Annotated in this window: 14 protein-coding genes; 4 read left to right on the plus strand and 10 right to left on the minus strand. The window is 70.7% G+C overall.

Translation table 11 applies throughout. From position 1 onward, the window contains the following. The first annotated feature begins 109 nt into the window (after positions 1–109). Complete coding sequence (locus H8N03_RS05340) at positions 110–2,326, plus strand: DUF6351 family protein (RefSeq protein ID WP_187075057.1); 2,217 nt, start codon at positions 110–112, stop codon at positions 2,324–2,326. 118 nt (positions 2,327–2,444) lie between these two features. Here the strand turns inward: H8N03_RS05340 and H8N03_RS05345 are convergent, their stop codons facing one another. The 10 genes from H8N03_RS05345 to H8N03_RS05390 form a co-directional block, all read right to left on the minus strand. Then, the gene (locus tag H8N03_RS05345) at positions 2,445–3,410 is read right to left on the minus strand and encodes a Bug family tripartite tricarboxylate transporter substrate binding protein (protein WP_187075058.1); all 966 of its coding nucleotides are present in this window, start codon (positions 3,408–3,410) and stop codon (positions 2,445–2,447) included. 34 nt (positions 3,411–3,444) lie between these two features. Continuing rightward, entirely contained in the window at positions 3,445–3,846 is a 402-nt protein-coding gene (locus H8N03_RS05350; protein ID WP_187075059.1) for a cupin domain-containing protein, read from the minus strand. Positions 3,847–3,947: 101 nt separating this feature from the next. Continuing rightward, on the minus strand, positions 3,948–4,631 hold the full coding sequence (locus tag H8N03_RS05355) for a hypothetical protein (protein ID WP_187075060.1): 684 nt from the start codon (positions 4,629–4,631) through the stop codon (positions 3,948–3,950). Between the two features lie 12 nt (positions 4,632–4,643). Continuing rightward, positions 4,644–4,880: a DUF1653 domain-containing protein gene (locus H8N03_RS05360; RefSeq protein WP_187075061.1), complete on the minus strand. Its 237-nt coding sequence runs from the start codon at positions 4,878–4,880 to the stop codon at positions 4,644–4,646. Beyond that, entirely contained in the window at positions 4,877–5,374 is a 498-nt protein-coding gene (locus H8N03_RS05365) for a hypothetical protein (RefSeq protein ID WP_187075062.1), read from the minus strand. The genes H8N03_RS05360 and H8N03_RS05365 overlap by 4 nt, the downstream gene beginning before the upstream one ends. A 111-nt stretch (positions 5,375–5,485) precedes the next feature. Then, entirely contained in the window at positions 5,486–5,911 is a 426-nt protein-coding gene (locus H8N03_RS05370; protein WP_187075063.1) for a VOC family protein, read from the minus strand. Positions 5,912–6,030: 119 nt separating this feature from the next. Further along, complete coding sequence (locus H8N03_RS05375) at positions 6,031–6,369, minus strand: GlpM family protein (RefSeq protein WP_187075064.1); 339 nt, start codon at positions 6,367–6,369, stop codon at positions 6,031–6,033. 28 nt (positions 6,370–6,397) lie between these two features. Further along, positions 6,398–6,727, minus strand: coding sequence for a hypothetical protein (locus tag H8N03_RS05380; RefSeq protein WP_255428037.1), 330 nt, complete (start codon positions 6,725–6,727; stop codon positions 6,398–6,400). A 17-nt stretch (positions 6,728–6,744) separates the two neighbouring features. Continuing rightward, on the minus strand, positions 6,745–8,205 hold the full coding sequence (locus H8N03_RS05385) for an amidohydrolase family protein (protein WP_187075065.1): 1,461 nt from the start codon (positions 8,203–8,205) through the stop codon (positions 6,745–6,747). A gap of 164 nt (positions 8,206–8,369) precedes the next feature. Next, positions 8,370–8,672, minus strand: coding sequence for a hypothetical protein (locus H8N03_RS05390; RefSeq protein ID WP_187075066.1), 303 nt, complete (start codon positions 8,670–8,672; stop codon positions 8,370–8,372). A 119-nt stretch (positions 8,673–8,791) separates the two neighbouring features. On the opposite strand from H8N03_RS05390, the gene H8N03_RS05395 reads away from it, so the two are divergent. From H8N03_RS05395 to H8N03_RS05405, 3 genes are all read left to right on the plus strand, one after another. After that, on the plus strand, positions 8,792–10,471 hold the full coding sequence (locus H8N03_RS05395) for an acyl-CoA dehydrogenase family protein (RefSeq protein ID WP_187075067.1): 1,680 nt from the start codon (positions 8,792–8,794) through the stop codon (positions 10,469–10,471). Continuing rightward, positions 10,468–11,682: a CoA transferase gene (locus H8N03_RS05400; protein ID WP_187075068.1), complete on the plus strand. Its 1,215-nt coding sequence runs from the start codon at positions 10,468–10,470 to the stop codon at positions 11,680–11,682. The genes H8N03_RS05395 and H8N03_RS05400 overlap by 4 nt, the downstream gene beginning before the upstream one ends. A gap of 105 nt (positions 11,683–11,787) precedes the next feature. Next, positions 11,788–12,249, plus strand: a complete 462-nt coding sequence (locus tag H8N03_RS05405; protein WP_187075069.1) for a cupin domain-containing protein — start codon at positions 11,788–11,790, stop codon at positions 12,247–12,249. The last annotated feature ends 30 nt before the right edge of the window (positions 12,250–12,279 follow it).

The following is a 12,279-nucleotide window of genomic DNA, read 5'->3' on the forward strand; positions in this document are numbered from 1 at the left end:
GTTGCTCCACGGCTCAGCCTGCGGCCTCATCGCTTCGCCGCAGAATGGCCGCGGCTGCGCGAGGGCGTGCGATGTCGCCTTTCGCGGCCGCACCAACAAGGAGACATCCATGGACATCTTGCACTCCAGCGGAGGGCGCGCGCGGCTGCGCTCCCTGCAGGCCCTGCTCGCGCTCTCGTCGGCCGCCGTGCTGACCGCCTGCGGCGGCGGTGGCGGCGGCAACGACCCTGGCCCGCTCGTGCTCTCGGTGTTGTCGTCCCGGCCCGAATGGGTGAGCGGCGGCGATGCACTGCTGCAGGTGCGGAACGTGCAGGGGCAGGTCACGCCCAAGCTGCTCGTCAACGGCAAGCCGGTGGATGCGACCTTCATGCAGCAAGCCCGCGGTGACTTCCTCGTGCTGGCCACCGGCCTCGCCAACGGCAAGAACACGGTCACCATCGAGGCGCAGCCCGGCCAGTCCTTCCGGCCGTTCACGGTGTCGCAGGAGGTCACCAACCACCCACGCACGGGCCCGATGTTCAGCGGGCCGTGGGAGCAGCCCTTCATCTGCCAGACGGATACCTTCCGCCTGTATCCCGGCGGGCCGTTCCTCGGCGCAGCGACGGATGCGAACTGCTCGGCGGCCACCCGCGTCGACTACGTGTACCGCAACGCGGCAGGTGCCTTCGTCTCGCTGCCGTCGGCAAGCGCGGTGCCCGCGGACGCCGCGACCACCACCACGACGGAAGGCAAGACCGTCCCGTACATCGTGCGCATCGAGACCGGCACGGTGAACCGCTCGATCTACCAGGTCGCGATGCTGCACAACCCGTCGGCGGAAGCCACGCCCAACCCGGTCACCAAGCCGGCCGGCTGGAACGGCAAGCTGGTCTACACCTTCGGCGGCGGCTGCACGGGCGGCTGGTACCGCCAGGGCAACACCACCGGCGGCGTGCTCGACGACAACATCCTGAAGCAGGGCTACGCCATGGCTTCGTCCACGCTGAACGTCTACGGCAACAACTGCCAGGACGTGACGCCGGCCGAGTCGATGGCGATGGTGAAGGAGCGCTTCATCGAAGCCTTCGGCCCGCCGCGCTACACCATCGGCTGGGGCTGCTCCGGCGGCTCCTACCAGCAGCACCAGATCGCCGACAACTATCCCGGCCTGCTCGATGGCATCCTGCCCGGCTGCAGCTTCCCGGAGGTGATGTTCGCCACGGTCTACTCGATCACGGACATGCGCCTGCTGGGCAACTACTTCCGCAACAAGGCGCCGGGCACGTTCACGGACGAACAGCAGCGGCAGGTGGCGGGCATCCAGCTGCTCGACACGATGTACACGGACACGGTGTACAACGGTGCCATGCGCATCGCGCCGAACAAGTGGACGGCGCTGGACGGCAGCACGCGCACGTACTGCCCGGCGGTGCTGCCGGAGGCGCAGCGCTATGACCCGGTGACGAACCCGACCGGCGCGCGCTGCGACGTCTACGACCACGCGGTGAACATCCTCGGGCGCGACCCCGCCACCGGTTTCGCCCGCCGGCCGCTGGACAACGTCGGCGTGCAGTACGGGCTGCTCGCGGTCAACACCGGCATGATCAGCGTGGACCAGTTCCTCGACCTGAACGCGGGCGTGGGCGGCTACACCATCGACGGCGCCTTCATGGCCAACCGCAACGCGGCCGACGTGGCGGCCGTGCGGCAGTCGTATCGCACCGGCCGGCTCACCAACGGCGGCGGCGGGCTCGCCAACGTGCCCATCATCGACTACCGCGCGTATGCGGACATGAACGCGGGCGGCGACATCCACCTGCGCTTCCATTCCTTCTCGATGCGCGACCGCCTGGTCAAGGCGAACGGCGACGCCGGCAACCAGGTGATGCTGGTCGAGGACTTCCGCTACGGCTACTACTCGAGCGCCAGCCCGCTGCTGATGCGCGCGCTCGCCGAGATGGACAAGTGGATCGCGGCCATCCAGGCGGACAACGCCGCCGGCACGCAGCACCAGAAGGTGGTGCGCAACAAGCCCGCGACGCTGCAGGAAGGCTGCAACACGCGCGACGCCACGCCGACGTTCATCGCGGAAACGCAGAACCGCACCACCGGCCAGTGCGCCGCGCTGTACCCGGTGCCGCCGGCACCGCGCGCCATGGCGGGGGGGCCGCTGGGCAACGACAACATCAAGTGCCAGCTGAAGGCGCCGGTGGCGAGCGACTACGCAGTGCCGTTCACGCCAGCGCAGTTCTCGCGCCTGCAGTCCATCTTCGCGGGCGGTGTCTGCAACTACGCCGTGCCGGGCGTGGAGCAGCAGGGGCTGGCGGGGACGTGGTTGTCGTTCTAGCGAGCAAGCGCTGGCATGTCATCCCGGGCTTGACCCGGGATCCATGAGGCGTCCCCAGCGGGCGCCCCATGGATTGCGGGTCAAGCCCGCAATGACATGGCTCGGGGAGGCGGCTTGCCTACTCCGCCTTGATGTCGAGCCGCTTCACCACCGGCTCCCATCGCGCGGCCTCGGCCTTCATCGCGCCTTCCGCATCCTTCATCGTGCTGCCGATGGACACGAGGTCCGAGGCCTGCAGCTTCGCGCGCACCTCGGGCTTCTTCATGATGTCCATCGCCGCGCGTTCCAGTTCGGCCAGCACGGGCGCGGGCGTGGCCTTCGGTGCCTGCAGCACCAGCTTGAAGCTGATGTCCACGTCCGGCCGGTTCAGCGCCTTTGCCAGCGTGGGCACGTCGGGGGCCAGCGGGGAGGGCTCGGCGGAGGACACCGCCAGCGCGTTCAGCTTGCCGGCCTTGACGTGCGGCAGCACGGTCGGCGTCGCGAGGAAACCGCAATCGACTTCGCCGGAGAGCACGGCGAGCGTCGCGGGCGCCGGCCCCTTGTACGGCACGTGCTCCATCTTCACGCCGGCGGTCTGCAGGAACATCTCCGCCGCCAGGTGGCCGGGCACGCCGGGACCGCCCGACGCATAGTTCATGCGGCCGGCCTTCGCCTTCGCGACGAGCTCCGGCACGGTCCGCACGCCCTTGCCGGCGTTGCACACCAGCATCTGCGTGAAGGCCGCCAGCACCGAGACGTTGGCGAGCTCGGTGCGCGCGTCGAAATTGAGCTTGGTGTAGACCAGCGGATTCACCGTGACGACGGTGTCCGGGCTGATCACGAGCGTGTAGCCGTCCGGCTCGCCCTTGGCCACCACGCCGGCGGCGAGGCTGTTGCCCACGCCCGGGCGGTTCTCCACCACCACCGGCTGCTTGAGCCGCTGGCTGAGCTGTTCGCCGAAGACGCGCGTCGTGATGTCCGAAGGACCGCCCGGCGGCGAGCCGACGAGGATGCGGATCGGCTTCGCGGGCCAGGCCTGCGCATGCGAGAGGGCGGGGGCGATCAGCAGCGCGCCGGCCGCCAGGGCGATGAGGGTCTTGTGCATGGGGAGTCTCCTCCCCGCATCCTAGCGGCTCCGCTCAGGGCTTCAGCGGCGTGTCCTTGTCGAGCGCGCGGCGGTGGCCGGTGCCGCCCTGGCTGCCCGCGTCGCCGCCGTTGAGGATCAGCGTGACGAGCACGGCCGCGACCTGGTCGCGCGCGCGCAGGGAATGCCGCTCCTTGGCCGGCAGCAGGACCAGGTTGCCCGCGCGGAGTTGCCGCACGCCCGCCCCGGTGACCACCTCCACGATGCCTTCGAGGCAGTGGATCGTGCATTCCTCGTCCACGTGGTGCTGCGGCACGTCCTGCTTGGGCGCGAGGACCATGTGCAGCAGCTGCATGCGGTCGGTCTTGATCAGGCTGGTGCTCACCTGGCCATCCAGCTCCTCGCCGAACGGGCCCACGTTGATCACGTCCATGGGTTTGGCATGCGGCAGTGCCATCGTCGTTCACCTCGCGTCGTTGTGGGGCCATCATGGTCGCCGCGCGCGCCGGGGCTTGTAGGACGGTTCCGCCGCCGGGCCGAGGCGTGCCCGGCAGGCGGTCACATGGGCGCGACGGTCGAGGGCGCGGAGGCCGGTGCCGAACCGGCGCGGTGCAGCCGCATGATGCCCGCGGTGTGCGCGTTGCGCTGCCAGTTGCGGTTGGTCCAGTACAGGCCGTCGAGCACGCGGCCGGAGCGGGCCTGGCGCACGTCGATGAAGCCGGCGCCCTGGTACACCGCGGGGTCGCCCGGCAGCGGGCCCGGCGTGCGCGCCTCGTAGATGTACCAGAGGCGTTGCCGCCGCGTGGCGACGTCGCGCTCGGGCCAGACGGTGATCGTGTGCGAATCGGTGCGGCGCGCGTTGGACGTGAAGGTGATCGCGAGCTGGAAGAAGTCCTGCTCGATGTGCACCTCCACCTTGTCGCCGGGTGCGCGCGTGCCGGACTGCGCCGCGGCGGCGCTCTGCAGCACGCCCTCCCAGTCGCCGGACACGTCCGCGAACACGGCGTCGGAGAACCAGCGCGTGGACGCGAGCGGCGTCCACAGGAACTTGCCCGCGAGGATCGTCACGAGCGTGAAGACGGTGACGGTCGTCCACAGCGTCGCGAAGAGCTTGAACAGGCCCTTGCCGCCCTTCTTCAGGTAGTTGGGCTGGCCCTGCATCCACCAGATCAGCAGGAACACCAGCACCAGCCCGAACAGGAAGTAGTACACCAGCCACTGGAAGGGGAGCACGCGCCACATGTCCGCGCTCCTTCAGGCCGCGACCCGGGCGAAGCGGGGCTGCCGCACGCCGTCGATGACGACTTCCTCGAAGAACATCGCGTGCGGGCGCACCCACCAGCCCGAGTCGTTGTACAGCGGGCGGTAGACCACGAGGGGCTCGTGCGTCTCGCTGTGGCGCGCGACGCCGATCACTTCGTATTCGCCGCCCTTGTAGTGCCGGTAGCGGCCGAGCGGCGTGGACGGCAGCGGCGCGAGTTCGTCGCTCATCGCTCCGCCCAGCGCACCAGCGCCTCGAGCTGGTCGTACTGCGGGAGCTTGGACGAGATGTCCAGCGCGCCGGAATCGAGCAGCGTGATCACGCGCATGCAGGCATCCTCCTTGCGGCCCTGCATCAGCGTGCGCAGGCTGTTCTCGCCGTTGGCCTGGACGACGGCGCGGATCTCGGCCAGCGCGGATACGCGGCGAGCCGTGCCGCCGGTGGCCTCGGCTTCCTGCAGCCTCAGGTCGAGGTACTTGGCGGAGGCGTCGACGAAGCGCGCGTTGCGCTCCCGCCAGGCCGCCACCAGCTTCTCGGGCGTCTCGGGGCGGCCGATCACGTCGAGGCATTCGCGCCCCAGCCGTCCCACGACGTAGCTGCCCTGGGCGACGAAGACGGCGGCGCCATCGCGCTCCGGCGTGGCGAGGACGGCGCCTTGCTGCGCCGGCGCGGCGGCCGCGACGCAGGCGGCGGCGAGGAAAAGCAGGGTGCGGTGCAAGCGCATGCAGGGATTGTCGGCGCCGCCGGTGGGAGCGTCCACGGCGGGGCCGGGAAAGTTGTCACGCAAGCTTGCAGCGGGGCGCGCGGCGTTGCGCACACGGCACGCCCGCCCGGCTCAGGACTCCTGCGGCAGCAGTTCCGGGTTGAACGCCACCTCCCAGAGGTGCCCGTCCGGGTCCTGGAAGTAGCCGGCGTAGCCACCCCAGAAGGTGGCCTGCGCCGGCTTCACGATCGTGGCGCCGGCGCGCTGCGCCTCGCCCAGGACGGTGTCGACTTCCTCGCGCGAGGCCACGTTGTGCGCGACGCAGAATTCCGTGGCGCTGCGCGGACCGACCGGCAACTGCGCGTCGTGCGCCAGGCTGGCCCTCGGCCAGAGCGCGAGGCGCAGGCCGGAGGCGAGGTCGAAGAAGGCGACCGCGCCGTGCTCGAACTGCTGGCCGACGATGCCCGGCGTCTGCAGGCCGAGCCCGTCGCGGTAGAAGCGCACCGCGCGCTCGAGGTCGTCGACGCAGAGGGTGAGGAGGGTGATGCGGGGCTGCATGCGCCATCGTCGCGCGAAACGGCTCTTGGCGGAAGTGGTCCCTTCGCTCGTAGGGTGGCGCGGCGAAGCCGCGGAAGGTGAGCGGCCAGCGAACCCCACCGATGGGCCTGCCCCAGCGCTCATCCCCGCGTCCAAAGCAGCAACACTGCCCCCGCCACCACGCACCACCCGGCGGTGGCCAGCGCCAGCGTCGCCACCAGCCCCATCCTCACGCTCAGGAAATACACGATGCCGAGGTACACCGCATACGGCACCAGGGCCCACATCCCGAACAGGGCCGTCTGCCGCAGGTCCGCCCCCGACCGCTCCGTGCCGACGATGTAGTGCGCGATCAGGGCGAACGTGGGGAACAGCGGCACCATCCCGGCGATGTAGAAGCTCCTGGACCGGGAGAGCAAGGCGATGAGCAGCACGACGACGGCGCCGAGCGCGGCCTTGAGGAAGAGGGAGAAGGTCATTCCCCGAGCATAGGCCAGCCCCCCCGCGTCAGCAGCGGGCCTGCCCGGGCCTCGCACTCCGCAAGTTGTTCGCGGCGGCGCGACGCGAGGTCATGCCGAACGACTGCGCCGTGCGCGGCGCGTCCGGCGCCTGTTCGTCCAGCGAGCGCCGGTACCGCACGCAGCCTTCCATGAACTGCGGCCAGGCCGGCACGGCGGGGACGGGATCCGTCCTTTCCGGCAGCAGTCCCCAGAGGGCCGGGTGGTGCCAGCACAGGTCCTGGCCCGTCGTGTCGCGGTGCGCGCGGATGCCCTCGCGCAGCTTGCGCACTTCGGCCACGAGCTGCTCGCGGGACATGGCGTCGAGGTCTTCGTCCATGGCGTTCCTTTCCGGCGTCAACGCGCCGCTTCGAGCTCCGCCGGGTCGAGTCGGCGCCCGCCGATCCACACGGCACGCACCGTGTCGTAGGCCTCCACGGATTCGAGCGGAGACCGCCCCAGGAGCAGCAGGTTGGCGCGCTTGCCGGGCTCGATGGTGCCGACGCGATCGGCCAGCCCGAAGGCCTTCGCGTTGTTCAGCGTCGCTGCCTCCAGCAGCTGCCGCAGGCTCACGCCCGCCGCCACCAGGCGCTGCATCTCGAGGTAGCCGTTCAGGCCGGGGAGGTTGCCCGGCGTGGGACCCGATGGCGTGTCGGTGCCGAAGAGGAAGAACGCGCGCTTCTGCGCGAGGTAGCGCGTGGACTCCGCGCCGCGCTGCAGCGTCTCGCCCAGCCGCGCGCGCATCAGTTCGTCGGAGGCGCCGCCGGCCAGGTCGTCCTTGAACCAGCGGCCCGCGGGCGATCGGTACCACTCCAGCATCGACGGCGGCACGACGCGGCGCACCGCCGGCAGGTCGAAGTAGCCGGGTTCGAAGAGCACGCGCAGCCCGCCGATCACCTGCAGCGTGGGCATGTAGCCGATCTTCTTCCCGGCGACGCGATCGAGGACTTCGCGCGCGGGCTGCGGCAGGGTGGGGGACGCGTTCGCATCGCCCCAGTTCCACAGGCCGTGCGCGAAGATGTCCGTGCCGCCTTCCACGCCGAAGCGTTGCGCCTCGATCGACGAGGCATGCAGCAGCACGGGCATGCCGGCGGCGCGGGCGGACTTCATGAGGGCGCCGAACAACTCCGCGCTCGGCACCGGCAGGTTGCGGTCCCGTCCGAAGCCGCGCTCGAAGAAGGTCTTGATGCAGATCGCGCCGCCTTTCCTGACGCGCTCGACGACGGCTTGCGGCGCGTGGTCGGCATCCGCCGCGCCAGGCTCCACGACATAGTCCGGGAAGATGCGTTTGCGCACCACGCCGGGCGCGAAGTGGCTGGGATACCCGTCCTGCACCGGCAGGGCGCCGCAGTGGTGCACGTCGGGATGTGCCGGTGCCGCGAGGAACGCGTCGACCACGGCGCGATCCGTGGGGATGAGGTCGATGACGGTGGTGTAGCCGTAGCGCAGGAAGGACCGCGGCAGCTGCGCGCGGTACTCGCGCGCGAGCAGGGGATGCCGGTACTCCATCACGGGCGAGAAGCCGGGGATGGTGGCGAGGTGGACGTGGCTGTCGATCAGCCCCGGCAGCAGGTACAGCCCCGTCGCGTCGAAGACGGGCGCGTCGCGGGCGGTGCCTGGCGGCTGCGCGGGAACCACGGAGGCGATGCGGTCGCCTTCCACCAGGACGTCCATCCGCTGCCCGTCGTCCGCGCGTTCCGGGGAGATCACCGTGGCGCCGACGATCCACGTTCGCGCGTCGGCGGCGGCAGCGGGGATCGAGAGGAGTGCGCCCAGGGCGAGCGCGGCGACGGCGAGGCGGCGGCGGGTGGGCTTCACGCGCCGGATGCTAGGGCAGGGCGGCGGAACGGCCAAGGGGGCGTGCTCCCGGACCCGCGGCTATTCCGCGACGAGATCCGCGGGGGTGACGGCGGCGGCAACTCGCAAGCAGTGCCGAGCGACGCGGCGACTTCCGTGCTCTCCCGGCTGATCGGGCTGTGAGCTCACTCCCGGTTCAAGTGCCATGCGATCCAGGCCACCACCCAGTACAGGGGAATGGCGAAGAACGACTGGAACCAGTAGCTCATGTTCCCGTCGCCGCGATAGGTGCAGTACCTCGCATCCACGCAGAGGCCGTGCACCAGGACCTGGCCGAACGTCAGGAGGACACCGATGACGATGGCCACGCCGAGTGATGCCAGGGCGATCGAACTCGTATCGGAAGAAGCCCGCCGCGCCCCGTACCACCCGGAGAGGACAAGGCCGGCGACCGGGACGCTCAGCGCGACGAGGAGTGATAGGTCCATGAGATGTGGATGGGAGGATGCCCGCAGGTTGCGGCGCATCTTAGGGGGCAGTGCGTTCGACGACAAGAGCAAGGCGCGGGTGCCGCTTGCCGCAGAATCCCCCCAGGAGACCCTCACCCATGCCTCGCCCACTTCCCGATCTCGCCACTGCACACCACGTCCTGTCCGTCCTCCGTTCCAGCGTCGACCAGGCGGCCGCTGCGCTGGCGGCGCAATGCACGGTGAGCGGCAAGCTCGATGCGCGCAAACTCGACGCGCTCCAGGTCCCGTCCTTCGAACTCGCCTGGGCCGCCGCCGAACTCCTCGCCGCCGAGAACGCGATCTCGCTGCTCCGCCCCGATAGCCGCGACCTCGACCGGCAACTCGCACTCCTCTTCGCCGTCGACGCCGCCACCTCGGTGCTCGCCCGCCTCGACGCGATCGCCCTCGACGTGGACCTTCCCGGCGACGCACTGCGCGAGCTCCGCGACGACCCTCGCTGGCACGAGCTCCGCAGGGCCGCCTCCGATTCCAGGGCCCTCGACGCTGCGGGCGATGCGGTCCTGGCCTCGCGCGGCGACCTCGGCATCCTCCCCCTCGACGAACCCCACGCGCTCGCGCAGGACAGCTTCCGCCGCTTCTCCGAAGAAGTCGTCGCACCGCTGGCCGAGGAGATCCACCGCGAGAACCTGACCGTGCCCGAGGCGCTGCTGCAGCCGCTGCGCGAGATGGGCGTGTTCGGGCTCTCGGTTCCCGAGCCCTACGGCGGCAGCGCGCCCGAGGACAAGGAAGACGCGCTGCTGATGGTCCTGGTCACCGAGGCGCTCTCCGAGGGCTCGCTCGCCGCCGCGGGCAGCCTGATCACGCGTCCCGAGATCCTCACCCGTGCCCTCCTGGCTGGTGGCGACACGCAGCAGCAGGCGCATTGGCTCCCCAAGCTCGCGGCCGGCGATCCTCTGTGCGCCATCGCGATCACGGAGCCGGACCACGGCTCCGACGTCGCCGGCCTCACGCTGCGTGCCACGCGCGTCCCCGGCGGCTGGAAGCTCGATGGCGCCAAGACCTGGTGCACCTTTGCCGGCAAGGCGGGCGTGCTGATGGTGGTGGCGCGTACCGACCCCGATCGCTCCCTCGGCCACAAGGGCCTGAGCGTGCTGCTCGTGGAGAAGCCTTCGTACGACGGCCATGCATTCGTGTTCCGGCAGGAGCAGGGCGGCACGCTCACCGGCCGCGCCATCCCCACGATCGGCTACCGCGGCATGCACTCCTTCGACCTCGCGTTCGAAGGCTTCTTCGTTCCGGATGCCAACGTCGTCGGCGGTGCGCAAGGCGTCGGCAAGGGCTTCTACTACACGATGGCCGGCATGGTCGGCGGCCGCATGCAGACCGCGGCGCGCGCCTGCGGCGTCATGCGCGCGGCGCTGCGCGCCGCGATCCGCTACAGCGAGGATCGCAAGGTGTTCGGCCAGCCGCTTGCCGGATTCCCGCTCACGCGCGCGAAGCTCGCCCGCATGGGCGCGCGGCTCGCCGCGTGCCGGCAACTGGCGTTCCACGTCGCGGGACTCGTCGACCAGGGCGAGGGCCGCATGGAGGCGAGCCTCGTCAAGCTGCTCGCCTGCCGCTCCGCCGAGATGGTCACGCGCGAGGCGCTGCAGCTGCACGGCGGCATGGGCTACGCCGAGGAATCCGCGGTGAGCCGCTACTTCGTCGATGCGCGCGTGCTCTCCATCTTCGAAGGCGCCGAGGAGACGCTCGCGCTCAAGGTCGTCGCGCGCAGCCTCATGGAACGCGCCCTCGGCGTGCAGGGGAGCGCGGCATGAGCGGCATCCTCTCCGGCATGCGCGTGGTCGAAGCGGCGGCCTTCGTCGCGGCGCCGCTCGGCGGCATGACGCTCGCGCAGATGGGCGCGGACGTGATCCGCATCGATGCCCTCGGCGGCGGGCTCGACTACCGCCGCTGGCCCGCCACCGAGGACAACACCAGCCTCTTCTGGTGCGGCCTCAACAAGTCCAAGCGCTCGGTGGCGCTCGACCTCTCCTCGCCGCAGGGCCGCGAGATCGCGATGGCGCTCGTGTGCGCGCCGGGCGAGGACGCGGGCCTGTTCCTCACCAACTTCCCGCCCCGCGGCTGGCTGGACCACGACAAGCTGCGCGCGCGCCGCGCGGGCCTGATCCAGCTCACGCTCATGGGCGACCGGCACGGCGGCTCCGCGGTCGACTACACGGTGAATGCACGGGTCGGCGTCCCGTACTTCACGGGCGAGCCCGGCACCGAAGGCGCGGTCAACCACGTGCTGCCCGCGTGGGATCTCGTCACCGGGCAGATGGTGGCCGTGGGCCTGCTCGCGGCCGAACGCCACCGCCGCCTCACCGGCGAGGGCCAGCACGTGAAGCTCGCGTTGCAGGACGTGGGCCTCGCGGTGATGAACCACCTCGGCTTCCTCGAGGAGGCGCGGCGCGGCCAGCCGCGGCAGCGGCACGGCAACGAGCTGTTCGGCGCCTTCGGCCGCGACTTCGTCACGGCGGATGGCGTGCGCGTGATGGTCGTGGGCCTCACGCTCAAGCAATGGCGCACGCTGTGCGAGGCGCTGGACCTGCAGGCCGGCGTCGACCAGCTCGCGGCCCGCCTCGGGCTGGACCTGGACCAGGAAGGCAACCGCTTCCGCGCGCGCAAGGAGCTCGCCGCGCTCGTGGGCCCGCGCATCGCCGCACGCAGCTACGCCGACATCGAGCAGGCGTTCAACCGCCTCGGCGTGTGCTGGGACCGCTACCAGGACATCGCGCAGCTCGTGGCCGACGACCCCGAGTGCTCGCCGGCCAACCCGATGTTCTCCACCATCGAGCAGCCGGGCGTCGGCACGATGCTGGCCGCGGGCCTGCCGCTCGACTTCTCCGCGCGCGGCCGCATTCCGGCCGCGCCCGCACCGCGCCTCGGGGAGCACACGGAGCAGGTGCTGCACGAACTGCTCGGGATGCCGCAGGCGGAATTCGGCCGCCTGCACGATGCGGGCGTGGTCGGCCAGGCCCGCTAGCGCGAAGGTTGTAGGGCGCAACCCGTCCTACAGGGAAAGTCCTGAACGCGCCGCGCCGGGGCGGCCCCTACCGTGGGCGCTTTGCAGTGCACAGGAGCCTTCCCGATGTCGATCACGGCCTTCACCCCGCAAGCGAAGAACCACCAGGGCCTCGGCCCGCTCGCCTCGCGCGTGGTGCATGCGAACGAAATGGAGTGGGAGCCGATCCGCTATCCCGGCTGCAAGGTCAAGACGCTGATGGTCGACCCCAAGCTGGGGCTGCTGACGGTGCTGCTGAAGATGGAGCCGGGCGCGCAGCTGCCGGACCACGAGCATGCGCTGATGGAGCAGACCTACATGCTCGAAGGGCGGCTCGTCGACCTCGAAGGTCCCGAGAAGGGGCTGGAGGTCGGCCCCGGCGAATTCGTCTACCGCCCCGCGGGCAGCCGCCACGCCGCCTACACGCCCGAAGGCGGCCTCATGGTCGCCATCTTCCAGGTTCCCAACAAGTTTTTCGAGCAGGACGGCAAGGTCGTCGACCTGATCGGGAACGAGTGGGGGCAGAAGTGGGGCCACGTGATCGGCTGATTCGCGCATTCGTAGGCTGGGTTGCGCGCA

Source organism: Ramlibacter cellulosilyticus (genome assembly GCF_014297465.1).
Lineage (GTDB): Bacteria > Pseudomonadota > Gammaproteobacteria > Burkholderiales > Burkholderiaceae_C > Ramlibacter > Ramlibacter cellulosilyticus.